The sequence below is a fragment of the Phaeodactylibacter luteus genome (assembly GCF_007993045.1).
GTDB lineage: Bacteria > Bacteroidota > Bacteroidia > Chitinophagales > Saprospiraceae > Phaeodactylibacter > Phaeodactylibacter luteus.
The window spans coordinates 1-23,929 of the sequence record NZ_VOOR01000069.1 but is presented as its reverse complement, the minus strand read 5'-3'; the positions used below and the strand labels follow the sequence as shown (position 1 = coordinate 23,929).

Below are 23,929 nucleotides of genomic sequence, written 5' to 3'. Positions count from 1 at the left end.
GGCATTGGGCTAGCGCTGCGGAGGGGTGGAAGCCCGACAGGGCCGAGCGGATAGCGAGCCCCGCAGCATAGCGGCACCTGCCCGCTGGCAGGGGCAGCCCCCCCAAAAAAAAAACGACAATCTGGTTTGCGCCCGATGCCATCTGGCTTTTCTCCTACGGTAGGCAATGGGGCTGGCATGAATAGGCTGAGCCTGCCTGTGTGCAGCTTGCTTAGTTGTGAAATTTTATTTGGCACCAATAATGCGCCGGGCTTGGATTTGAGTATTTATTGGGCGGTTTCCTTTTGTTGTCAGTGCTTTTTTGTTGGCCGGCAAATGCAGGCCATTTATCAGAAAACTTCGGAAACTTTTAAACCTACTATTGTTTCCTGTGTTTTTCGCGTGTAGTTTTGCACCGGAAAACAGAAGCTGTTGAAAAAAGAAATCATTTGTACCTCCACTAATTTGTTCATGCGCTACGGCATACGCAGCGTGACGATGGATGATATAGCCCGAGAGCTGGGCATCTCCAAAAAGACCCTTTATCAGTATATAGACAATAAAACGGACCTGATCGAGCAGATACTTCAGCGGCACTTGGAGGCAGATCAGGAGGCGATGTTGGAGATCAGGGCGCAATCCATTAACCCCATAGATGAGATGCTGCGCATCGGGCGGTATGTGACAGAACAGCTCCGTGCGGTCTCGGTAAATGTCATCTATGACCTGAACAAGTACTACGCGTCTTCCTGGCGGGCTATGGAGCAGGAAATGCGCGCGCACATCTTCAAGATTATCTCTGACAATATAGAGCGCGGTATTGGTGAAGGCCTTTACCGTGCCGATATGGACGCCGGGATCATCGCTCGCCTGTTCGTTGGGAAGTCAATGCTCATGGTAGACGAAGACTTTTTTGGGGACCGGGAATATCTATGGGCAGACCTGCACCAAGAGTTTGTCCGGTACCATATGTACGGCATAGTGTCGGCCAATGGGCGGCATCTGTTGGAGAAGTATCTGGCAGCCGAGCAGCTATAGGCTGGGCTTGGCGTCGATTTAGATCATTGAACCTCATTACTTTAGAAATATACCTGCATGATGAAATTTTGTATTCACCCGATTGTCCTTGCACTGATGCTGTGGTCGGTGCCTGGCTTTGCTCAGCAGGAAGCTGCGCAGATGACACTGGAAGAAGCGATAAGTTACGCTATGGAGAACAGCCTTCAGATCAAGAATGCTCAAATAGCCATAGCAGATGCCGAAGAGCAGATACTAGAGCGCCGTTCCACAGGCTTGCCACAGCTCACCGGCGCGGTTTCTTTTCAGCGATACCTGGCGGTGCCCCGTCAGCCACTGCCCGAAGGGTTCAACATTTTTGGGCTTTTTGGGCAGGCGCTGGCCGTAGACCTGTTCGACCAGCTTTCGCCCATGACTCAGGCCGCTGTTTCTGAGGCTTTTGGCGGGCAGAGCGGAGGAGGGGATACCTCCGAAGGGGTCGCTTTCTTCCTGAAGAACAACTTTACGGCTGGCATCAACCTTGATGCCATGATCTTCGACGGCTCCTTCTTCGTTGCACTGGAAGCTGCCAAAGCATACCGGCAGTACACCCTGCGCGAATTTGCTACCCGGGAAAGGGAAGTGAAGAACCAAGTGGTCGAAGCGTATCTGCCCGTCCTTCTGATACAAGAAAATATTGGGCTTTTGCAAAAGAACATCTCCAACCTGGAGCAGCTTTTGTTCGAAACCCGCGAATTGTACAAGGCGGGATTTGCTGAGCAGCTCGACATTGACCGGCAGGACTTGTCCCTGTCCAACTTGCGCATTGAGCGGGAAAACCTCGTGCGCCAAAAGGAGGTGGCATTGGCCAACCTGAAGTACACTATTGGCTATCCCATAGCGGAGCCCCTTGTCGTTTCCGACAACCTTGATCAGATGACGACCGATGCTTCCAGCTTGCTAGCCGAGGAGGCCAATCCGGTGAGCCGGCCCGAGGTAGCGCTGTTGGAGCAGGCGATCAAGATGAACGAGCTGAACGTTAAGCTGAACAAAGCGGGCTATCTGCCTAGCCTCCGGGCTTTTGGCGCTGTGCAGGAGCAATACCAGGGCAATGATTTTTCGACGGGCTTTTGGGCTCCTTCGGCCTACGTGGGGCTCAACCTGAATGTCCCGATTTTTGATGGCTTCAACAAGCGCTCTAAGATTCAGCGGGCAAAGCTGGACCTCGAGCTCGCCCGGAATCAAAGGGAAGACCTGGTCCGCGGCATTACCCTTGAGGTAGAAAATGCGCAGACCAACTTCCGCAATGCCACGGACCGCTATCAGAGCCAAGCTAAAAACCTGGAGCTGGCCGAGCGCATTTACGAGACGGCTCAGGTCAAGTACCGGGAGGGCGTGGGCTCAAGCCTTGAGGTGACACAGGCAGAACAGAGCCTGTACAGCACGCAGAGCAACCACATGCAAGCCCTCTATGATTTGCTTTTGGCAAAAGCCCGCCTGGAAATGGCCTTGGGCGAATAACCCTTTTCAAACCAACAAATAATACCTGATCATGAAATATATCACTCCAATTGCCTTCTTCCTTGTGTTGGCCCTTGCTGGTTGTCAGCAGCAAGCTGCTACAGATGGTGAAATCCCGGAAAGCCTGGAGGGCAAAAAAGCACTGCTCAAAGAAAAGCGGGAAGCGCTCAGCGCGCTCACACAGATGGTCAATACCCTGGAAAAAGCGATTGCGGAGCAGGACCCCGATGCTGTAGCTGCCAACCGGAAGCTGGTGACCACAGCCCCTGTTGAGCGTACAGATTTCAAGCATTTCGTTGAGATACAGGGCAGTGTACAAGCAGATGACTACATTGACGTGACCAGCGAGGTGGCCGGCCGAATTGTAAAGCTGACCGTAGAAGAGGGCGATAATGTCCGGAGCGGGCAGCTGATCGCAGAGCTCGACCTTGAACAGCTCACCAAGCAGATGGCAGAGCTTGAGACTTCCCTTAGCCTGGCACAGACGGTCTTCGAGCGGCAAAAGCGCTTGTGGGATCAGAACATCGGCTCTGAAATACAATACCTCGAAGCCAAAAACAACGTAGATCGCTTGGAGAAGAGCAAGGAAACGCTGGAGTTTCAGATGACCAAATCAAAGGTTTATGCACCGGCTTCTGGCGTGGTAGAGCGTGTTTTTACCCAAAGCGGCGAGCTGGCTTCCCCGGGCATGCCCATCCTGCAACTGCTCAACCCCCGCAAGCTCAAAGTGGTGGCAGATGTGCCTGAGACCTACCTGCGCGCGGTCAGCCGGGGCGAAAATGTGAAGGTGGAGTTCCCTGCACTTGCAGAGGAGCAGGAGGCCAAAATCAACCTGATCGGGCAGACCATAGACCCTGCTAACCGTACTTTCAAGGTGGAGGCAGGCATCCGTACTACCTCCAACCTGGTGAAGCCCAACCTCCTGGCTGTAATGTACATCAAAGACAAAGAGATGAAAGATGTCGTGACCGTGCCATTGGAAATGATACAGCAGGAAGTAGGGGGCAAGGACTTTGTTTACGTCCTCAGTGGCAGTGGCAAAGAGGCCCGCGCGAAAAAAGTCTACGTCCGTACAGGTGATGCCTACAATGGAGAAATTGTGATCCGTGAAGGGTTGGAAGGTGGCGAGCAGCTCATCATGGAGGGCGCCCGTGGCCTGGCCAACAATCAAACTGTTGAAGTAAAAACAGCAGGGTAGTAGTAGTGCCACATTGCTTATCCGGCCTGGCCGGAATCATTAGAAACCAACATCCAAATGGCTGACACAAATAAAAAGAACAATAAACTCAAAGAGTTTAGCCTGTCTTCCCTGGCAGTCGACAACGGCACTAGCGTTTTTATACTGACGCTGATGATCATGTTGTTCGGCATACAGTCTTACCAGGATATGCCCAAGGAGCAGTTCCCTGAGGTAGCCTGGCCAACAGTATACATCAATACGCCTTATTTCGGCAACTCTGCCGAGGATATCGAAAACTTGGTCACCCGGCCTATCGAGAAGGAGCTGCAATCGATCACTGGCATCAAGGATATCAAATCTACTTCTATTCAGGATTACTCCGTCATTACAGCGGAGTTTAGCGCCGATATGGACTTGGACGATGCGGTGCGCAAGGTGAAAGATGCGGTGGACAAAGCCAAGTCTGAGCTGCCAACCGACCTTGATCAGGACCCCACCGTGCTGGATATCAACCTTTCGGAGATCCCTATCATGACGGTCAACGTCTCCGGGGATTATACCAACGATGAGCTGCGGGATTATGCGGAGTTTCTAGAGGATGAAATTGAGAGCCTCGACGAAATTTCCAAGGTAGAGCTGAAAGGCGCCCGAGAGCGGGAGGTGAAGGTCGATATTGATCTGCCCAAGATGGAGTCTTTACAGGTGACTTTCCGCGATATTGAAAATGCGATTTCTGCTGAGAACATCACTATGTCGGGGGGCGAGCTGCTCAACGACAACTTCCGCCGTGCTATACGGGTGAAAGGGGAGTTCGAGGAAGTGAGCGAGCTGGAAGGCTTGATTGTGAAGAGCGAGAATCAGCGCCCGATTTACCTGAGGGACATCGCCAAGGTGAGCTTTGGGTTCAAGGACCCAACGAGCATCGCACGCTCTGATGCATTGCCTGTTATTTCATTAGACGTCATCAAGCGGCAGGGGGAAAACCTGCTCGATGCCTCTGATAAAATCAAAGTCATTGTGGAGGAAGCCCGGCAGGAGCTGCCCGATGAGCTGAAGATCAGCCTTTTCAACGATCAGTCGGTCAACACCCGGGATCAGGTGAGCAATTTGGAGAACAGCATCATTTCGGGGGTCATCCTTGTTGTAGTGGTCTTGTTGTTCTTTTTGGGCTTGCGCAACGCGCTGTTCGTGGGCTTGGCCATCCCGTTGTCTATGCTTATGGGCATCCTTTTCCTTTCCCTTACCGGGGTGACGATGAACATCGTGGTGCTGTTTGCGCTCATTTTGGCGCTCGGTCTATTGGTCGACAACGCCATTGTGGTGGTGGAGAACATATACCGCTATATGCAGGAAGGCTACGATGGGTGGGAGGCCGCCAAATACGGTGCAGGTGAAGTGGCATTGCCGATTATTGCTTCAACAGCTACGACCTTGGCCGCCTTTTTGCCGCTTGCTTTCTGGCCTGGCATTTTTGGCGAGTTTATGAAGTACCTGCCCATTACGCTCATTATCGTTTTGACATCTTCCCTGATTGTGGCCTTGGTGATCAACACGGTGTTTACCACCAGGTTTATGAAGGTGGACGAGCGTGCCGACGACCCCAAAGTCCGGGTAAGGAAGCGCAATAATGTCTTGATTGGTGCGGTAGCCATGTTGGTATTGGCTGTAGTGTTCCACTTCACGGGCGCTGATGCCGGCCGCAACCTATTAGGCATTGCCCTCATCGTTACCCTGCTGAACTGGTTCGCCCTGCGCCCTGCAGCATTTGTGTTCCAGAACCGTTTCCTGCCGGTGCTCGAGCGTTTTTACGATAAGTTTATCCGCAAGGCGCTTGCTGTGCCCGGTGTTGTTTTCGGCGGTACTTTCGTCCTGCTTTTCGTAGCCATAGCCCTATTGGCTGCCAACCCGCCTAAGGTGGAGTTCTTCCCTGCTGCTGATCCGCTCTACGTCAATGTTTTTGTGGAGCTTCCGCTGGGCACAGACATTCAGGCGACTTATGAAACTGTACAGGAGGTGGAAGAGCGCATCAATGGTGCTATTGCTCCTTATCGGGATATTGTAGAAGCGGTGCTCACTCAGATCGGGGAAAATACCTCAGACCCTAATGGCCCGCCCGAGCCTGGCGCTTCCCCGCAAAAATCGCGCCTGACGGTATCTTTTGTGCCTTCAAAAGACCGTGGCGGCATCTCGACTTTCGATGTGATGGAAGAGATACGCGAGGCGGTCAAAGGGGTGCCTGGCGCAAACATTACGGTAGATAAGAATGCAGATGGCCCTTCTGCGGGCAAGCCCATCAATTTGGAAATCCAAGGGGAGGATATCGATCAGCTGGCGCTGCTGTCCGAAGATGTCATCAGCTATATCAACGACAAAAACATCCCGGGCATTGAAGAGCTGCAGGCAGATATCAAAATCGGCAAGCCGGAGCTTGAGGTCAATGTAGACCGGGAAGCTGCCCGCCGGTACGAGGTGTCTACTTTCGATATCGCCAATTCCATACGTACCGCTGTGTTCGGAAAGGAAGTGTCCAAGTTTAAAGAAGGGGAAGATGAGTACCCTATCTTCATACGTCTAGACGAGCAGTACCGCTACAATATAGACGACCTGCTCAATCAGAAGGTTACGTTCAGAAGCCCGGCCACCGGGCAGATCGCCCAAGTGCCAATCTCTGCGGTCGCGAACATCAAGTTCACTTCGACGTACAGCGCGGTTAAGCGTAAAAACCTCGACCGGGTGATCACCATCTACTCCAATGTGCTGGAAGGCTATAATGCCAATGAGATCATTCAGGAAATGGACCGCTGGATGGCGCAGTACAATTTGCCTGACGGGTTTACGTACGAGTTTACGGGCGAGCAGCAGCAGCAGGCAGAAGATATGGAATTCCTGAATGTCGCTTTTGGTGTGGCTTTGTTCTCAATTTTCCTCATCATCGTGGCTCAGTTCAACTCTGTAGCCTCGCCTTTTATCATTATCCTGTCTGTCCTGTTCAGTACAATCGGGGTCTTCTTGGGTTATGTATTCACCGGGCGCGATATCTCGGTCATCTTGACGGGGGTGGGCATCATCTCCCTTGCGGGGGTTGTGGTGAACAACGCCATCGTTTTGATCGACTACACCAACATCTTGGTCCGCCGCAAGCAGGAAGACTTAGGGTATGGCCGCAACGAGGAGCTACAGCCTGAGGATATGAAGGAGGCGATTATCCTGGGCGGCGCTACCCGCTTGCGCCCGGTACTGCTCACGGCCATTACGACTGTATTGGGCCTTATCCCTCTGGCAGTAGGCTTCAATTTCAACTTTTTTACTTTGATCACGGACTTGGACCCACAAATTTTTATCGGTGGGGACAACACCGCTATTTGGGGGCCTATGGCCTGGACAGTGATTTACGGGCTGGTATTTGCTACCTTCCTCACCTTGGTGGTCGTGCCAGTGATGTACTATTTAGCTTATAGGCTTAGGATGCTAACGCTTCGTTTGTTCAGAAAAGATGTCACAGTTGAAGCCCCTACAGTTTAGGACTTAGGGTTGAAGCTTTACTGATTTACACCCCGTGGGCAGTTTCGCTGTCGCGGGGTGTATTTTTTGGCATTTAGAATTTTGTCCCTTTTTTTAGATGGATTTACTGGCGTTGTTGACCGAAGCAGTAGGTTTTTGGAATGGCAAGGGCTGAGTAGATGTTTTTTGGATTTTGGCAGCGGCACTGTACTTAGTGAGCTGTTAATTATGTCACAAAAGCCTTAATATTTTTAATTTAATTGCTTTGGTATTCTTTTTATTTGTGCCTGTGAAATGGATGTGAGGGTTTGCACTCGCAACCGGGAAATAAAAAGCCGTCATCGTCTCTTGTATAATCCAGGAGCAAGGCGTTCAAGACCTTAGTGTTGTTCATAGTGTTTGTTTATCGTTAGACCCCTGTCATAGTCAATATGGCAGGGTTTTTTTTATCTCTGTGCTGAGCGCAACCCAGCCTTCCTTCCGTTGTTGATATCCAAAACGAAGCTGATTATGCCAATCAATATCGAGGACCTGCGCCGGGATTATTCTGCCGGCGAGCTGGAGGTCAGTGATGTAAGCACCGACCCGATTGTTCAATTCCGGAAGTGGTTTGAAGAGGCGGTCCAAGCGGAGGTGCCGGAGCCCAACGCGATGACGCTGTCTACGGCTTCCCCCGAAGGAAAGCCCTCCGCCCGTATTGTACTGCTGAAAGGGATAGAGTCAGGCGCTTTCCGGTTTTATACCAATTACAACAGCCGGAAAGGCCAGGAGCTGAGCCGCAACCCTCATGTAGCGCTGACCTTTCTCTGGCACGAGCTGCAGCGGCAGGTCCGTATAGAAGGCACGGCGGCCTTGCTGCCGGAGGAGGTGTCTCAAGCTTATTTCCAGTCTCGGCCGAAAGGCAGTCAGATTGGAGCTTGGGCGTCGCCCCAAAGCGAAATCATAGAGGGAAGGGCTGTGTTGGAGCGCAACGTCAGTAAGCTGCAAGAGGAGTACAGTGCTGCCGATGCCCTTCCAAAGCCCCCACATTGGGGCGGATATGGGGTGAAGCCCTCTTATGTAGAGTTTTGGCAGGGGCGCAGCAGCCGCCTGCACGATAGGGTAGCGTATACGCTTCAGGGCGATGGGCAGTGGCTCCGTCAGCGCTTGGCCCCTTAACGGGAAAGCCCGGAAAGCAAATAGGCTTTCCGGGCTTTTCTAGCTTAGCGCTTCAGCTAGGCGCTAAGCGCTCACAAAGCGCCTGCTTAGCAGTAGCGTTCGAAAGCCAGCTTGAGGTTTTCGGCTATGATTTCAGCAGAACGGCCCTCGATGTGGTGGCGCTCCAAGAAGTGGACCAGTTTGCCATCCTTGAAAAGTGCGATAGAAGGCGAAGAGGGCGGGTAAGGGGCCATGTACTCACGGGCTTTGGCGGTAGCCTCTTTGTCTACGCCTGCGAAAACGGTAACCATGCGGTCTGGCGTTTTGCTGTGTTGAGCTGCCAGCTTGGCGCCGGGGCGGGCATTAGCTGCAGCGCAACCGCAAACAGAGTTGACCACCACCAAGGTCGTGCCTTCAGGCTGCTCAAGGGCCTGGGAAACTTCTTCAGCGGACTGTAAGCCATGGAAGCCAAAGTCGGTCAGATCTTTAGCCATAGGTGCAGTAAGTTCTGCGGGGTACATATGATATCAGTTTAGAATTGCAATGGATAATTTTCACTTGTCCTGCATAATACACCTAAGTGTAAAAGTTGGTTCAATTCTGCAAATTTTTCTGCCCGATAGAAACCCTGCCGGCCCTAGCTCCGTACTTTTCAACAGCAAGTAGTCTTAACGCCTTTTGCGTACAGGCGGGCCCTACGGCTTTGCCGCCCCAAATACAATACCCTACACAAGATGAACATTAGAGCTCACACTTTATGGATAATGCTGCCTGCAGCGGCTGCGCTACAACTGATAGTTGCAGGCTGTGCTAACGACCGGCTGCCGGAGCCTCAGGTAGCGGCAACTTGCCAAGATACCATCCCAACTTACGTTGGGCAGATCGAGGCGATCATTTCCGAAAGCTGTGCCTACTCCGGCTGCCACCTTGATGGCACAGCACCAGGCACTTACACTTCCTATGAAGGGGTATTGCCCAATATAGAGAGTGGCGCTTTCCGTTCCCGGGTATTGCTGCTCAAAGACGACCCCAACCAAGGCATGCCCCCAAACTATGCCCCGGATGGGCGGCCGAAAGACCTGGCCCCCGAAGAGCTTGACCTCATCGAATGTTGGCTGGACAGTGGCCACCCTGAATAAACTGCTAAAAACTCCTTACCATGAACCGTTTAACCTTTACAATATTGCTGGCCTTCATTGTCGGCGCCCTGCCGGCCCAAGATTACATTGCTCAAACCTTTAAAGATTCCCGTGTGGTCAATATGCAATCGGTGGAAGTCTTGCCCAAACGCAAGCTCGATGTCCGCATTGCCCACCGGTTTGGGGATTTGCTCGGCGATAACGGTGGCTGGGCTACCTTCTACGGGCTGGAGACCGCCGCTGACGTCATGATAGGGGCTGAATATGGCCTGACCGATAAATTCACAGCGGGCTTTTACCGGGCCAAAGGGGCTGGCACCCTGCCTGATGGGCAGGCAGGCCTGAGGGCGGTGCTCCACGGGACGTTCAAGTACCAACTGTTGAAACAGGCCAAAGGAGGCGCTCCCTTTACCATTACCGCTTTGGGCGTGGCAGGGGTGTCTACCTCTGAGCGCATCCCGGACAACCCCGATATCATCCGGAGTTTTAGCCAGTTTTCACACCGCATGGCTTATCACGGGCAGCTCATGATCGCCTCGAAATTGTCGGACCGTATTGCCCTGCAGCTGGTGCCCGGCTACACGCACCGCAATATCGTCCCCTTTCAGGATGAGAATGGCTTGTTCTCGCTGGGGATGGGCGCGCGCGTACAAGTCAGCAGAGTACTGGGCATAGTAGGCGATTTTACTTTGCCTTTCTCTGGCTACCGCTCTACGGACAACGGCTTTTACCCTATCCTCGGCATTGGTTTTGAAATTGATTCCGGGGGGCATATCTTCCAGCTTAATTTTACCAATGCAACGGGCATCATGGAAACCGACTACATCCCATATACCACTACCAATTGGCTGGACGGGGAGTTCCGTTTTGGATTTACCATATCTCGCCTGTTCAATCTTTAAGGACGGCCCAAAAACAACATCTTATGTACCGGCTCCTCTTGTTTATCGCTGTTTTTTCTCTTGCTGGGCTGATGGCCCTCATGCCAGCCCCTGCTGCAAGGCACATTGTTCCTGAGATGGCTGTCGCCCAACTGCTGGCCGAGCTTGGGGATACCTTGGTTGTGCAGGCTGACACCGCTTTGGCTGGGGTTTCAGCTGAGGCGGGCCGCCAAATTGTGCATACTGGTTTTGCTTCCGGGCCAGACGGCAATAGGATTTCAAAACAGAGCAAGCATTTTGTTTGTACGGCTTGCCATAATATGGAAAGAGAGGACCCCGACCTGACCGTGGCAGACCCTCAGGCCCGCTTGGAGTATGCCCGCGACAATGGCCTGCCTTTTTTGCAAGGCACCACTTTGTACGGGGCAGTAGACCGCACCCGGTTTTACAACGGGGATTACGAAAAGAAGTACGGCAGTTTGGTAGAAGCGGCCCGGAACGACCTGCGCGAAGCCATACAGCTTTGTGCGACAGAATGCTCGCAGGGCAGGGCATTGGCCCCTTGGGAAATGGAGTCTGTTGTGGCCTACCTTCAGTCCATAGGGCTAAAAGTTAAAGACTTGGAGCTCTCTGTACAGGACCTGGAAATACTGGAAACTGCCCGGCGGGAGGGCAAGGGGCTGGAAAAGGCCCGGCAGTTGGTGCGTTCCCGGTTTTTGCAGGGCTCCCCAGCTACCTTTGTTGCCCCACCTGAAGACCGGAAAGCAGGCTATCCGGTAGATACCACTTCGGTAGAAAACGGCAGGCTCGTCTACGAGCTCAGCTGCCTGCACTGCCATGAAAACGAGAAGTACAGTTTCTTCCGTTTAGATCATGCACAGCTTACCTTTCAGCACTTGGCCAAACACTTCCCCAAATACACACAGTACTCCACCTATCAGGTAGGCCGGTACGGTACCTCGCCTGTGCCTGGCTATAAGCCCTACATGCCCAATTACACATTGGAGAAAATGTCTCATCAGCAAATGGAAGACCTGCGTGCCTATATCGAATTCCGGGCTGAGGGGCAAGGCCGGTAAAGTGGAGCGGGCGTAGGCCAGCATACAGCAGGCTTTATCTTGGGATCGGGCTAGCGCTGCGGAGGGGTGGCAAGCCCGATAGGGCCGAGCGGACAGCGAGCCCCGCAGCATAGCGGCTCCCTGCCCTCAGGCAGGGGCAGCCCCCAAACCTGAAGGCGGTCCGGTATGTGCCCAATAAAATATTTCTATTGTATATGATGCTCTTTGGAGAGCGGGTCAAACCGGGCAACCGCAAAAAACTTCAGATTTTGTTAGTACTATCTTGGCTGTCCGGGGGGCTGTATTACTGGCTTTTTGCCCCCCAAGGCACCCAAGCGATCGGGCTGGCCGGGCTTCCTCTGGCGTACCTGATATTGGCAGCGGTAATACAAAAAATTGTAGCGGGCCTTTTCGGCAGGGGAAAGCGCAGTGCAGAGCAGCTCGACAAGGAAGTGCTCCGCTTGGCCATTGCGCTATCAGCATTGTCTTTGTCCGCCCTTGTCTGGCAGTTTTTTCAACAATAGGCCATCTCAGCGGCTGCTCCCTTTTTGGAATAGTCAGGTTTCAGAACCATGGTTTGGCGTCGGCAGCACAGGGCCGGTAAGCGATAGGGAGAAATAGCCCCCCGGCGGCTCCAGCTTGCCCGATTTGACAGGCTGCCCGATTCTACCGATATTAGGCAGGCTTGATATCATTGACAACAGAACACCATGTATATTATGAAAGGGCTGCTCTTCGGTATTTTGAGCTTGTTTTGTGTAAACCTTTCTGCTCAGAATGGGCTGGAGGGGCTTTGGACGGGAGAGATTGAAGAAAAAGGCACGGGGGTAAAGCACCGCTTCGAAGTCTACCTTAAGCTGGAAGATGGCCTCATCCGCGGCAGTTCCTACATTTTTGTTGGGCAGGACACCATACTGCAGCAAGAGCTGATCGGCAAAATGTACGAGGACCGGTCAGTGTACCTGCGCGAAATGACCGAGGAGGAGGAGACTTTATCTCGCTTCACCGCGAAAATGTTGGAAAACGGGCGCTATGTGCGCAAGTACCAATTTGTCTTCCGGCGCGGGCTGGAAGGCAACTTCCTACAAGGGTATTGGCAGGAAGTATCCCCTGCGCCTTTTGCCCCTGAGCACAAGATCGGCTGGATCAACCTCAAGCGCCAATCTTCGAAAGTATAAAAAACGGCGGCAGGGATGCTGCCACCGTTAGGTTGGGAATGTTTGTAGCAACGCAAGCCAGCAAGGGCGCAAGCAGGTTGTCGTTTTTTGCCTGCCCCTTCCGCAAGGATAGGGGCCTGCCCCTGCCCGGCGGCAGGTGCCGCTATGCTACGGGGCTCGCTGTCCGCTCGGCCCTATCGGGCTTGCCACCCCTTCGCAGCGCTAGGCCAAGCCAGGCTAAAGCCCAGCTACATTTGGGTTTACGCCCAGCCTGCAAGGGCTTGCCGTTTAGTTCAGCAGTTCGTAAATGCCAGCAATGCCTTGCCCGCCGCCTACGCAGGCGGTCACCATGCCGTATTTGTTGCCGCGGCGGCGCATTTCATTGAACAGCTGAGTGGAAAGCTTGGCACCGGTGCACCCAAGCGGGTGGCCAAGCGCGATAGCCCCCCCGTTGACGTTGACGATCTCCGGGTTGAGGTGGGCTTCCTGAATGACAGCCAGGGCTTGTGCGGCAAAGGCTTCGTTGAGCTCGATCAAATCAATGTCATCGAGCTTTAGGCCCGCATACTGCAAGGCCTTCGGGATAGCTGCGCAAGGGCCTATGCCCATGTACAGCGGCTCAACGCCAGCCACAGAACAGGACGCCAGGCGCGCGATAGGCTGCAGCCCCAGTTGTTTGACCATCTCTTCGCTCATGACGAGGGTAAACGCTGCTCCGTCGGAAGTTTGAGAGGAGTTGCCTGCGGTCACTACCCCGCCTTGTGCAAAAGCAGGGCGCAGCTTGCCCAGTACCTCCACGGTAGTAGACCGGCGGACCCCTTCGTCCATGGCTACTGTATGTTCTTTTTTGACCCGCTTGTTGTCCACAACCGTGACGTCCTCTACCGTTACGGGCACAATTTCATCCTTGAACTTGCCCTCGTCTATGGCGTTGCCCGCTTTGACATGGGAGCGGTAAGCGAATTCATCGGACTGTTCGCGGCTGATGCCGTATTTGTTGGCTACAGCTTCTGCCGTCAGGCCCATACTGGCCAAGTAGTTGGGGGTAGAAGCAGCCACTTTGTAACTAGGGGCCAGCTTGTAGCCGGTCATTGGGATGGCGCTCATGCTTTCTGCCCCTCCTGCCACATAGATATGCCCCATGCCGGCCCGGATTTTTGCGACAGCGATGGAGATGGTCTCCAAGCCAGAAGCGCAGTACCGGTTGACGGTCATGCCTGGCACTTCCTTGCCCAAGGCGCGCATAGAAATCTGACGGCCAATCTGTAAGCCTTGCTCCCCTTCCGGGTTGGCACAGCCTACGATGACATCGTCTACGAGCTTGGGGTCCAGCTCGGGCGTTTGTTGCAATAAGTGCTGTATGATGTCCACCGCGAGGTCGTCGGAGCGGTAGTTCCGGAATCCACCTTTTTTGGCTTTGCCAACGGCAGAACGATAAGCTTTAACGATATATGCTTCCATGGTATCTTGCTCAGTTTGAAGTTAGAAAGGAGGTTAATTGCGCAGGGGCTTGTTGGTCTGCAGCATATGCTGTATGCGCTCCAGGGTTTTCTGCTCGCCGCAAAGGCTGAGGAAGGCTTCCCGCTCAATGTCCAAGAGGTACTGCTCGGATACTTGCTGCTGCCCGGTCAGGTCGCCTCCGCAAAGTACCCATGCTACCTTGTGCGCAATTTTGATGTCGTGCGCTGAAGCATAGTGCCCCAGCCGCAGCTCGTTGGCCGCAGCATAGAGGGCTGCGAGCCCTGTGCGGCCCAAGACGGTCACATCCTGCCGTTGTACGGGCTGTGTATAGCCTTTGGCCAGCTCCAGCACTTTAGCTTTGGCCTGTGCTATGTTGCGCTCCGTGTTCAGGACCACTTCGTCCTTCTGAGGGAGGAGGTAGCCATAGTCAAAAGCTTGTGGGGCTGAAGTCGCGACATTGGCCAGGGCAATGGTCTTGAATTGTTCGATCAGGGTAGGGATCTGCACGTCGCCTTCGAAGAAGGAATCGGACGCCCGTACCGCAAACTCCTTGGTGCCTCCCCCGCCGGGGATAAGGCCGACGCCGACTTCAACCAGCCCGATATAAGACTCTGCCGCACAAAGGGCCGCATCGCAGTGCATGATGGTTTCGCAGCCTCCTCCAAAAACATAGCCCTGAGTGGCCGCTACGACAGGGATGGAAGAGTAGCGGCAGCGCATAGTGGTCTGCTGGAAAAGGTTGACGGCCATGTTCAGCTCGTCAAACTCCTGCTGATAGGCGAGCATGGCAATCATCATCAGGTTGGCCCCCACAGAAAAATTCTGTGCGTTGTTGCCAATGACGAGCCCTTTCCATTCGCCCTCTTCTGCAATTTGGATGGCCTCGTTCATGCCGCGCAGCACCCCTTCCCCAATAGAGTTGTGTGGGGATATGAACTCGAGGCAGAGCACGCCATCGCCTATGTCATGCAGAATGACTTCGTTGTTTTTCATGACTGGCGCCCGGTCGCGGTAGTTGTCCAGGATGATAAACTCTTTGGTGCCCGGTACAACCTGATAATCTTGTGCCGCCTGATCGTAGTATTTCTTGAGGCCGCCTTCGCGCTTGTAGAAGGCAGTGTGCCCTGCGGCTGCCATATCCTTGACCCATTGTGCGATGTGCTCGCCTTGGGCTTCAGCCATTTCAATGCCTTTTTCCAGCCCGATCATGTCCCAATACTCAAAAGGGCCAATATTCCAGGCATATCCGGCCTTCATGGCATCGTCTATGCTGTAAATGTTGTCAGAGATTTCAGGCACGCGGTTGGAGACATAAGCAAACAGGCCAAGCAGGGAGCGCCGGATGAGCTCTCCGCCCTTGTCTTCCGCTTTGAACATGGCCTGTACTCGCTTGGCCGTATCGTCAATCTGTTTGGCTGCCTTGAGGCTTGGCAGTTCCGGTTTTTCAGATGGGCGGTATTCGAGGGTATCTAAATCTAGGGCAAAAATCTGCCGTTTGCCATTTTCATCTTTTGACTTTTTGTAGAAGCCCTGCCCGGTCTTGTTGCCCAGGAAGTTGTTCTCCAGGAGGAAGTCCAGGTATTTGGGGATTTCAAAAGTGGAAGCCTGCTCATCGTCCGGGCAGTTTTGTTTCAGCCCTTTGATGACGTTGACAGCGGTATCGTGGCCAACAAGGTCCCCTAGCCGGAAGGTGCCGGTTTTGGGGCGCCCGATAACCGGGCCGGTAAGTTTATCGACCGCCTCTATGCTGAGCCCAAGCTCAGTGGTGAGCTGGTAAATTTTTGCCATAGCATATACGCCTACCCGGTTGGCAATAAATGCCGGGGTATCTTTGCAGCGTACCGTCCGCTTACCGAGGTAGATATCTCCGTAGCTCATGAAGAAGTCAATAACGGCAGGGTCCGTTTCGGGTGTGGGTATGATTTCTAGTAGCCGCATATAGCGGGCAGGGTTGAAGAAGTGGGTGCCACAGAAGTGCTTACGGAAATCCTCGCTCCGGCCTTCCAGCATGAGGTGGATGGGGATGCCAGAAGTATTGGAGGTGATGAGGGAGCCCGGCTTGCGGTGCTTTTCTACCTGATCAAAAACCTGCTTCTTGATGTCAAGGCGCTCAATGACCACCTCAATGACCCAATCGCAGCCGGCGATCAGGTGCAGATCGTCTTCAAAGTTGCCCGTTGTAATGTACTTGGCCAGGTCTTTGGTATATAAAGGTGCAGGTTTGCTTTTTAGGGCTTTGGCCAGTGCTCCGTTTACAATCTGATTGCGGGCGGCAGGGTCATTGGCTTTTTCTGCGGGGAGGTCGCGCGGGACGATGTCGAGCATCACGACTTCCAGGCCGATATTGGCCATGTGGCAGGCTATGCCGGAGCCCATTACACCGGAGCCTAGGACCGCTACTTTTTTGATTCTTCTGCTCATTGAGTCTAGCGTTGGAGGTTTTATAATGTGGGGAAATAAGTACCTTCCGGGCCATCCATGCCCGGATCAGGTGTTGAGGGCGGTAAAATGCCGCCCTGCCTGTTGTGTCAAAAACCACTGGATGACAACGAGGTTGCCAAATTTAGCGAATTTTCGCTAACTGAGCAAGGGGAGTTTTGTAGAGCGGCTGCCCGGCGCGCATTTATAAAAGGTGATCTATTGCAATATTTACCATTTGTTTGATAAATTGCCGGAGCTACGGCCAGAAAATCATTGTAGATTTCCAGGCAGGCTATAAAATTTCCGGCGCTGCCCGGCGTTAACCAACTGTTTGCCCGGCCGAACGTGCTGTGGGCTGAGGCTCCCGGAAGCCGTATCAAAACAAAAACCATATACCAAGGAATTATGCTGCAACAAACTTTACTGTTGTTTCAGGAGGCGGAAGGCCTCGACCGCGAAGGCGTCGGTACTCAAAGCTTATTTGACATCATCACCAAGGGCGGGCCATTGGGGATTATCATCGTCCTCGTCCTTTTTGTGCTGTCCGTAATGGCGATTTACATTTTCGTAGAGCGCTACCTCACGATCAAGCGGGCTGGGAAAATTGACGAAAACTTCATGAATAATATCCGTGCCAACGTACAGTCTGGGAATATTTCCGGGGCCAAGGCGTTGTGCCAGACTACAGACTCGCCGGTGGCGCGTATGGTCGAGAAAGGGCTACAGCGGATTGGCAAGCCCCTGCGCGATATCGATGCAGCGATCGAAAACGTCGGCAACCTGGAGGTTTTCAAGCTGGAGAAAAACCTTTCCACCCTGGCCAGTATCGCAGGTGCTGCCCCGATGATCGGCTTTTTCGGTACGGTGACAGGCATGATCTTGGCGTTTTACAAAATGGCGACAGAGCAGAACGTGACGCCCGATGTTTTGGCGGGGGGCATTTACCAAGCCCTTATCACTACAGCTTTTGGGCTGTTTATCGGTATCCTGGCCTTTGTTGGCTACAATCTGCTTGTAGCTAATGTGGAGAAAGTAGTTTTTAAAATGGAACGCACCACAGTGGAGTTTATGGACTTACTGCAGGAGCCTTCTGCCTAAACTGGAATTGCCATGGGACTCAAAAAGCGAAGCAAGGTCAGTGCAGAGTTTAGCATGTCTTCCTTGACCGACATCATCTTCCTGCTGCTGATTTTCTTTATGCTTACTTCGACCTTAGTCCGCATACAGCCCTTTGAGCTGCCCAAGTCCGACTCCAAAACGGTGGCTTCCACTTCTATCGTGGTCACTTTGGAGAAGAACGGCCGCAGCACGGTCAATAATCAGGAAGTGAGCGGAAGGGATGTCGAGCGCGCGCTGCGCTCAGAAGTAGGCGCTATGGGCAACCGGGAGAATGCCGCTATCACCATCGTAGCCGAGATCGGTACCCCTTTCGACCGGGTGGTAGAAATTATGGAAATGGCGAACCGGCTGAAAGTCAGCGCTATCATCGCTACTGAGCCCCGCTCTTAATTACCCGCTATCCGGGGGTGTACGCCCCCCTTTCTGGCAAGCTTCAAAAGCAAAAAACATGGGAATAAAAAAACGGAATAAAGTATCGGCACAGTTCAATATGTCTTCTCTGACAGACATTATTTTTTTGCTGCTGATTTTCTTTATGCTCACCTCTTCCCTGGTTGCGCCCAACGCGCTCAACCTGAAGTTGCCCAGCAGTTCCCGCTCTGCCCAGCCGAGTACTTCACAGGTGGATGATGTCCGCATCAGTACTTCGGGCAGTTACTTCCTCAACAATAAACGGCAGAGCCTGAGCGATCTAGAGCAGCAAATGCGGCAATTGTCCCGGAGCAGCAAGCCTAGCATTATCATTTCTCCGGACAAGGGGACGCCAACGGAGTATGTAGTAGCGGTTATGGACCTTGCTATGCGCTACAAAGTGAATGGGGTGCTGGCAACGGAAAAGGATTAGGGCTGCTGCCGTTAAAGTAATCTAAAACCGCCCGCCCTATGCCTTAAAGGCAGGGGGGCAGGCGTTAAAAGCATTGAATGCCTGGGCAGCGCCCTGGAAAACCACAAAGAATATGGCTGTAGAGACACAAGTAACGCAGCAGGACGAACAGCACAAAAAGCGTGGCATGATGATCAGCGTAGCGGTACACGTCGCGCTGCTGATGCTCGCCCTTTTGCCATTGCTCACTTTCCCTGACCCCCCGCCCGGGCAGGAGGGCATACTGGTCAATCTGGGCTTGCCGGATATGGGCAGCGGAGATGAAAATGCAGGCCCTACCACACCGGCAGAAGTGCAAGACGAGGAGCTGCCGCCCGAAGAAGCTGCTGCTCCGCCTGAGCCGTCAGTGGCTGACCCCGAGCCTGAGCCTGACCGGGAGGTCATCACTGCAGAAGATAGCGAGGTCGCTCTGCGCAAGCAGGAGGAAGAACGCAAAAAACGGCAGGAAGCAGAGGCCGACCGGAAGCGGAGAGCTGAGGAAGAGGCTAAAAAAAAGGCGGAAGAAGAGGCCCGGCGGAAAGCAGAAGAGGCCAGGAAGAAAAGAGAGGCTGAAGCTGCAGACCTGAAAAACTCTGTAGGCGGGCTTTTCGGCGGTGGAGATGGCAAAGGCAATACCGGTACGCCGGGCAATCAGGGCGACCCCAATGGCGACCCCAACTCTGATATCCTCACCGGCATCAGCACCGGCTCCGGCACCGTCGGGGGCGGCTTGGGCAGCCGGGGCGTAGCGCGCACCCACAAGCCTCAGGACAATTCCCAAGATCAGGGGATCGTGGTGGTGAAAGTTTGTGTAGACCGCTCTGGGAGCGTTATCTCTGCTGAATTTACCCAAAGGGGGAGTACTGCTTCAAGCGCCCGCTTGAAAAACCTGGCTATCAGCTCGGCCAAAAAGTGGCAGTTTGCGAGAGGGGATATAGACAGGCAGTGCGGCACCATTACTTACAACTTCCGGGCACAATAGCTGCCGGTATCCTAGTGGATTGAGCCGTAATTTTTTTTACAGTTACGAGCGTGTTGGGATTTTGGTCTTCGAGTCGAAAACTAGCAATTTTTTGATTAGACGAGACCCGGAAACCGGAGGTTAGCCAAAGCTAAATGAGGGTTTTACGCTTTAAAGGCCATGCACCAGAAAGGGCTTAAGCGTGGAAATACGGTCAAATAATTTGGTCTAGCCGCACTAGTGTATTGCCACAGCCCTGCAAAGCCTTATTGCTTTGCAGGGCTGCCCTGTGAAATAGGGCAAGGCAAAAGGCAGGGGCGCATACGTGATGGCGGACTTTTCTTTAGCTTTGCCAGCAAATTTGTACGCTATGGCAAAGCGATCTTATGCACAGACGCTGGAGTTCCTTTATGAGCAGCTACCTATGTTCCAACGGCAAGGGCCGGCAGCATTCAAAAAAGATCTGACGAATATCCGCTTGCTCTGTGAAGTGCTTGGGCATCCACAAGAACAGTATCCTGCTATTCACATTGCGGGCACCAACGGCAAAGGCTCTACGGCACATATGCTGGCGGCCATACTGCAGTCCGCAGGGCACAAAACGGGCTTGTACACCTCTCCCCATTACCGTGATTTCCGGGAGCGCATCAAGGTCAATGGCCAGCTCATGGAAGAGCAGGCCGTCGTGGGCTTCGTTGCTGCCCACGAAGCGCTCATCAGCCGCATACAACCCTCCTTTTTTGAGATTACAGTGGCTATGGCTTTCGACTATTTTGCCAAGCAGGGGGTCGATTGGGCAGTCATTGAGGTGGGTATGGGCGGGCGGCTCGATTCCACTAATATCCTTAACCCCGAGCTGTGCATCATCACCAATATCAGCTATGACCATCAGCAGTTTTTGGGGGACACCCTGCCTGAGATTGCCGGTGAAAAAGCGGGCATCATCAAACCGGGCACGCCAGTAGTCATTAGTGAGACGCAAGAGGAGGTGCGGCCGGTTTTTTTGGCGAAGGCCAAAAAGGAATCTGCCCCGGTCTGTTTTGCCGATCAGCATTGGGAGGCAAGGCTTGTGAGCTCAGCGCTTTCGGCCATGGTTTTTGATGTGTACAGGGAAGGGGCGTTGCGTTACCCCGGGCTGGAGCTGAATGCCTATGGCAGCTATCAGCAAAAGAACTTACAGGCGGTACTTGAGGCTTTGCAGTGGCTCCCTGAAGGTAGCGTGGGGGAGGCCGCAGTGCGGGAAGGGCTAAAGGGGCTGCGCGCGAAGACCCGCTTCCTAGGCCGTTGGCAGCTATTGCAGGAGTCGCCCCGTGTGCTTTGCGATAGCGCCCACAACCCGGCGGGCATAGCTTTGGCTATGGAAGAACTGGAACGGCAGCCTTACGAGCGCCTGCACCTGGTGCTGGGCATGGTAAATGACAAAGATCCGGGCAAGGTGTTACAGCTGCTCCCTTCCGAAGCCGCATACTATTTTGTCAGGCCTGATATACCCCGTGGGCTTGACGCCGGCACCCTGGCGCTTGCCGCGAAAGGGCAGGGCTTAAATGGAGAGGCTTACCCTAGCGTTCAGGCGGGGCTGAATGCCGCCAAAGCAGCAGCCGGCCCTGAAGACCTGATCTATGTGGGGGGCAGTATATTTGTGGTGGCGGAAGTGGTCTGAGGCTATTCTTTCTTTGCTTCCTGCTGTTCAGAAAAGCGCTCGTCTATTTTGTCAACCAGCTGTTTCAGGAAAGCCAGCCAAGAAGGGCGGTGCTCCTGAACGCCCTCTTTTTGCTGAAAGAGCAGGGAAGCCAGCCCGCCTGCCCCAATTGGGATGAGCACCCCTTTGATGAGGCGGTCCTTCAGCCTGTTCTCGGCTTGTTTTGTGGTATTCCGGATAGCCTGCTGCGTCACTTTCATTTCCAGCTTCAAGATTTCTTTTCTGCGGCGCAGGTCTGATAGGTTCTGTATGTTTTTGCTTTCCATGCTTAAGGGGTTTGAAAAAAGACCTGAATGATTTTGGATAGGATAGGATTGGTGATGAGCTGCTTGCGGAAAATGAGCAGAAAAAGGGTGAGCAAGGCATAAGCCCCGCTGACCAGCAAAAAGCCGAGGGGCAGAGAGCCCAGCCGCTCGCCCAGGTAGAGGGCTCCGGCAACGGAGAGGAAAACGGTGAACAGCATGCTCATGCCCGCCAAGATGGCTATTGTGAGGGCTAAGGATAGGGTGTGAGATAGGCGCTCTGCGGTATCGAGCTTGTAGTACTCTAGTTGTTGATGTAAATAAGCCTTGAGGTAGCCGTATGCCTCTCCCAGGGTTTCATTTAGGGATTCTGTTGGTTTCATGCGCGGTTTGTTTTGGTGGCACTGTGCTAAGATAAGCTGCCGAGCTCAGGAATAGAAAACGGGCAAAAGGATTTGAACATCCATTTGCCCGTTGGCCGGGAGCAGCCTTTCAATTGTTTCCAGATGGCTTTCGGGAGGGGATAGGCTAGCGGGAGCCGTTCTTGCTCATCGCCTCAGCCTGCTTGCGGATATTCTCCAAGGCGTAATTGACGCCCGCCTGGAAATCGTCAGTAGCTTCATGAGCGGCGCGCTCCGTTTTCTGCAGCTTTTCCCGTACAGTGTGGCTGGCCTTGTCTACGTACTCGCGCCCTTGTTCATAGGCAGACGATAAATTTTTGCTCAGGCTTTCTGCCTGTTTGTTGAGGCGCTCCGAAATTTCAGCAGCCTGATTGTTGATGTTGCTGGCCAGCTGTTCGGCTTGCTCTTTGGCTTTGGTGCTGTACTCGTTGGCTTTGTCTGCAGCATCTGTCCTTACCTGCCGCCCTTTATCGCTGTTGAGCCAAAAGCCAAGTGCTCCGCCTGCAAGTAATCCAAGCCCTAATGCCAGTTTTTCTCTATTGTTCTTTTTCATGGTTTAATTTGAGATTTATTGTGAATAAAAAAGGAAATTGATTTGCACAACTTCTATTATTTAAACAGTAATTTTGTTCCAAACGTTCGAAAACATCTGGTTATTGAGAAGAAAATGCACAATTTGCTGCCTGCTCTGCAATAACCATATAATAAGGCTACAGTCAAGGAAAACACAGGGTATGGAATTGGAAAATTACCTATCTAGAAATATCCGCTATCTGCGGAAAAGCCGGCAGTGGAGTCAGGAGGAGCTGGCTATGCAGCTGGAGATCAAGCGGAGCAATATCGCAGCTTACGAAAGCAAAAATGTGGAGCCCCGCCTTAGCCTGATCTTGCGCATGGCGCGCTTGTTTGATGTGAATATGGCAGAGCTCATCCACGTGGATATCGCAGGGCACGGCGGTATTCAGCAGCCTTTCCTGCCGCCTGCTTCGGAAGAGCTGCCCGGGAAGTTCCCCGCTGGCTTGGAAGGGCAGATTGACCCTCAGGCACTTGAGGATTTTGTGCGCAAATCTCTGAGCGTCCGCAAAATGCTGGAAGGTTTCCGGATCTTCTACCGTTATAAGCAAGAGGCTGCCGCCGAGGGGAAGGCTGATGGGCAAGCCGATGTAGACAACTTTTTGCACCTTATCGACCACATGGTGTCCCTGAATGAATCCTTTATTGAGCTGCTGCAATCCGGGGGGAAGGGAATGGAATAAACCAAATATTGATTATATTTAATCACGCCGACTTTATTTAATCAATATAGTGAAAAATAAACTCTAAAAACCCCTTTGGTTATTGGTTTTTGAGTTTGGCATGGACTTTGCACGGTATTTTGTGTATTTAATTAACAATTCGTGCAAGCCAAAATCACAAACTATGTCAACCTTAGAGTTCAGCAAAGCATTTACCGGTTTAGAAAGTATCCTGTTCGCCTTCGCCATGAAGCTGACTAAAAACAAGGAGGATGCTAAAGACCTGATGCAGGAAACCGCTATGCGCGCTTACCGTCATCGGGACAAGTTCCGGGTGGGCACCAATTTCAAGAGCTGGTGCTCTACTATTATGCGCAATACCTTTATCAATCAGTACCGGAAGGCAAAGCTCCGCCGGAATGTCAACGAGCCGGTTGAGAGCTTCCTTTTTGCGGTGGAAAATAAAAATGCCATCCCTAACAGCGGGGAGCTGAACATGCGTATGCGGGAGTACGACCGGATTTTTAAGGAAATCAGCGATATCTACAGTGTACCGTTCCTGATGTTCTACAAGGGGTTTGAGTACAAGGAGATTGCCGAAGAGCTCAGGATCCCGATTGGGACGGTGAAGAGCCGGATTTTCCTGGCCCGTAAGAAGCTGAAAGGCCTGATCCAGGCCCGCTACGGGCAGCGTCCTGACGTGAACTAGATTGGCTGGTTATTGCATGAACTCCAGTGGGTAGAGCGGGCTGTATCGCCAGAATGTTGATTTCTTGCTTTGCGCCTTTTTACCTGGTATAACGGAAAACGAAAACTGACTGAGGGCTGCTGTGGCAGCCCTTTTTCTTTGCCATATAGCCGGTTGAATGCCTATGGGCGTAAGCCAAAATGCCGCAGGCGTTCATCCTTTTCGGGCTCTAGTGGTCTGTCAAGGCTAAAACTAGGGGTTGCCTGCGGCGACTTTTGAGGCTACTCTTCG

23 protein-coding genes are annotated in these 23,929 nt (G+C 53.0%); 17 read left to right on the top strand and 6 right to left on the bottom strand.

Annotated features, from left to right (window positions below; translation table 11 throughout):
* The first annotated feature begins 411 nt into the window (after nucleotides 1–411).
* The 5 genes from FRY97_RS20035 (at nucleotide 412) to pdxH (ending at nucleotide 8,335) form a co-directional block, all read left to right on the top strand.
* A complete protein-coding gene (locus tag FRY97_RS20035) occupies nucleotides 412–1,017 on the top strand; it encodes a TetR/AcrR family transcriptional regulator (protein ID WP_170254774.1) in 606 nt (201 codons plus the stop codon).
* Between the two features lie 57 nt (nucleotides 1,018–1,074).
* The gene (locus FRY97_RS20030; protein ID WP_147169400.1) at nucleotides 1,075–2,496 is read left to right on the top strand and encodes a TolC family protein; all 1,422 of its coding nucleotides are present in this window, start codon (nucleotides 1,075–1,077) and stop codon (nucleotides 2,494–2,496) included.
* Between the two features lie 31 nt (nucleotides 2,497–2,527).
* Complete coding sequence (locus tag FRY97_RS20025) at nucleotides 2,528–3,694, top strand: efflux RND transporter periplasmic adaptor subunit (RefSeq protein ID WP_147169399.1); 1,167 nt, start codon at nucleotides 2,528–2,530, stop codon at nucleotides 3,692–3,694.
* A 57-nt stretch (nucleotides 3,695–3,751) separates the two neighbouring features.
* Nucleotides 3,752–7,198, top strand: coding sequence for an efflux RND transporter permease subunit (locus tag FRY97_RS20020; protein WP_147169398.1), 3,447 nt, complete (start codon nucleotides 3,752–3,754; stop codon nucleotides 7,196–7,198).
* A gap of 489 nt (nucleotides 7,199–7,687) precedes the next feature.
* Nucleotides 7,688–8,335 carry a pyridoxamine 5'-phosphate oxidase gene (pdxH, locus tag FRY97_RS20015; protein ID WP_147169397.1) on the top strand — a complete coding sequence of 216 codons (648 nt, stop codon included), beginning with the start codon at nucleotides 7,688–7,690 and terminating at the stop codon, nucleotides 8,333–8,335.
* Between the two features lie 86 nt (nucleotides 8,336–8,421).
* On the opposite strand, the gene FRY97_RS20010 is transcribed toward pdxH, so the two are convergent.
* Entirely contained in the window at nucleotides 8,422–8,835 is a 414-nt protein-coding gene (locus tag FRY97_RS20010; protein ID WP_147169396.1) for a BrxA/BrxB family bacilliredoxin, read from the bottom strand.
* A gap of 213 nt (nucleotides 8,836–9,048) precedes the next feature.
* On the opposite strand from FRY97_RS20010, the gene FRY97_RS20005 reads away from it, so the two are divergent.
* The 5 genes from FRY97_RS20005 (at nucleotide 9,049) to FRY97_RS19985 (ending at nucleotide 12,570) form a co-directional block, all read left to right on the top strand.
* Nucleotides 9,049–9,453, top strand: coding sequence for a hypothetical protein (locus FRY97_RS20005; protein ID WP_147169395.1), 405 nt, complete (start codon nucleotides 9,049–9,051; stop codon nucleotides 9,451–9,453).
* A 20-nt stretch (nucleotides 9,454–9,473) separates the two neighbouring features.
* The gene (locus FRY97_RS20000; RefSeq protein WP_147169394.1) at nucleotides 9,474–10,355 is read left to right on the top strand and encodes a DUF5777 family beta-barrel protein; all 882 of its coding nucleotides are present in this window, start codon (nucleotides 9,474–9,476) and stop codon (nucleotides 10,353–10,355) included.
* Nucleotides 10,356–10,378: 23 nt separating this feature from the next.
* The gene (locus tag FRY97_RS19995) at nucleotides 10,379–11,413 is read left to right on the top strand and encodes a cytochrome c (protein WP_147169393.1); all 1,035 of its coding nucleotides are present in this window, start codon (nucleotides 10,379–10,381) and stop codon (nucleotides 11,411–11,413) included.
* 194 nt (nucleotides 11,414–11,607) lie between these two features.
* Nucleotides 11,608–11,916 (top strand): hypothetical protein, encoded by a 309-nt coding sequence (locus FRY97_RS19990; protein ID WP_147169392.1) that lies wholly within the window; start codon nucleotides 11,608–11,610, stop codon nucleotides 11,914–11,916.
* Between the two features lie 186 nt (nucleotides 11,917–12,102).
* Nucleotides 12,103–12,570 carry a hypothetical protein gene (locus FRY97_RS19985; protein ID WP_147169391.1) on the top strand — a complete coding sequence of 156 codons (468 nt, stop codon included), beginning with the start codon at nucleotides 12,103–12,105 and terminating at the stop codon, nucleotides 12,568–12,570.
* Between the two features lie 267 nt (nucleotides 12,571–12,837).
* Here the strand turns inward: FRY97_RS19985 and FRY97_RS19980 are convergent, their stop codons facing one another.
* Together FRY97_RS19980 and FRY97_RS19975 are read right to left on the bottom strand one after the other, a co-directional pair.
* Entirely contained in the window at nucleotides 12,838–14,010 is a 1,173-nt protein-coding gene (locus tag FRY97_RS19980) for a thiolase family protein (RefSeq protein ID WP_147169390.1), read from the bottom strand.
* Between the two features lie 33 nt (nucleotides 14,011–14,043).
* On the bottom strand, nucleotides 14,044–16,431 hold the full coding sequence (locus tag FRY97_RS19975) for a 3-hydroxyacyl-CoA dehydrogenase/enoyl-CoA hydratase family protein (protein ID WP_147169389.1): 2,388 nt from the start codon (nucleotides 16,429–16,431) through the stop codon (nucleotides 14,044–14,046).
* 405 nt (nucleotides 16,432–16,836) lie between these two features.
* Here FRY97_RS19975 and FRY97_RS19970 point away from each other — a divergent pair, with 405 nt between their 5' ends.
* The 5 genes from FRY97_RS19970 (at nucleotide 16,837) to FRY97_RS19950 (ending at nucleotide 21,033) form a co-directional block, all read left to right on the top strand.
* A complete protein-coding gene (locus tag FRY97_RS19970; protein WP_147169388.1) occupies nucleotides 16,837–17,529 on the top strand; it encodes a MotA/TolQ/ExbB proton channel family protein in 693 nt (230 codons plus the stop codon).
* A 12-nt stretch (nucleotides 17,530–17,541) separates the two neighbouring features.
* A complete protein-coding gene (locus FRY97_RS19965; protein ID WP_147169387.1) occupies nucleotides 17,542–17,940 on the top strand; it encodes an ExbD/TolR family protein in 399 nt (132 codons plus the stop codon).
* Between the two features lie 58 nt (nucleotides 17,941–17,998).
* Nucleotides 17,999–18,394 (top strand): ExbD/TolR family protein, encoded by a 396-nt coding sequence (locus tag FRY97_RS19960; RefSeq protein ID WP_147169386.1) that lies wholly within the window; start codon nucleotides 17,999–18,001, stop codon nucleotides 18,392–18,394.
* A 112-nt stretch (nucleotides 18,395–18,506) separates the two neighbouring features.
* Nucleotides 18,507–19,394, top strand: coding sequence for a hypothetical protein (locus FRY97_RS19955; RefSeq protein ID WP_147169385.1), 888 nt, complete (start codon nucleotides 18,507–18,509; stop codon nucleotides 19,392–19,394).
* A gap of 349 nt (nucleotides 19,395–19,743) precedes the next feature.
* Nucleotides 19,744–21,033, top strand: coding sequence for a bifunctional folylpolyglutamate synthase/dihydrofolate synthase (locus FRY97_RS19950; RefSeq protein ID WP_147169384.1), 1,290 nt, complete (start codon nucleotides 19,744–19,746; stop codon nucleotides 21,031–21,033).
* Between the two features lie 2 nt (nucleotides 21,034–21,035).
* Here the strand turns inward: FRY97_RS19950 and FRY97_RS19945 are convergent, their stop codons facing one another.
* From FRY97_RS19945 to FRY97_RS19935, 3 genes are all read right to left on the bottom strand, one after another.
* Complete coding sequence (locus tag FRY97_RS19945; RefSeq protein ID WP_147169383.1) at nucleotides 21,036–21,338, bottom strand: hypothetical protein; 303 nt, start codon at nucleotides 21,336–21,338, stop codon at nucleotides 21,036–21,038.
* 2 nt (nucleotides 21,339–21,340) lie between these two features.
* Nucleotides 21,341–21,697 carry a phage holin family protein gene (locus tag FRY97_RS19940; protein WP_147169382.1) on the bottom strand — a complete coding sequence of 119 codons (357 nt, stop codon included), beginning with the start codon at nucleotides 21,695–21,697 and terminating at the stop codon, nucleotides 21,341–21,343.
* A gap of 145 nt (nucleotides 21,698–21,842) precedes the next feature.
* A complete protein-coding gene (locus FRY97_RS19935; protein WP_147169381.1) occupies nucleotides 21,843–22,268 on the bottom strand; it encodes a YtxH domain-containing protein in 426 nt (141 codons plus the stop codon).
* 181 nt (nucleotides 22,269–22,449) lie between these two features.
* On the opposite strand from FRY97_RS19935, the gene FRY97_RS19930 reads away from it, so the two are divergent.
* Both FRY97_RS19930 and FRY97_RS19925 read left to right on the top strand, forming a co-directional pair.
* Nucleotides 22,450–22,971: a helix-turn-helix domain-containing protein gene (locus FRY97_RS19930; protein ID WP_147169380.1), complete on the top strand. Its 522-nt coding sequence runs from the start codon at nucleotides 22,450–22,452 to the stop codon at nucleotides 22,969–22,971.
* Nucleotides 22,972–23,134: 163 nt separating this feature from the next.
* The gene (locus FRY97_RS19925; RefSeq protein WP_147169379.1) at nucleotides 23,135–23,659 is read left to right on the top strand and encodes an RNA polymerase sigma factor; all 525 of its coding nucleotides are present in this window, start codon (nucleotides 23,135–23,137) and stop codon (nucleotides 23,657–23,659) included.
* The last annotated feature ends 270 nt before the right edge of the window (nucleotides 23,660–23,929 follow it).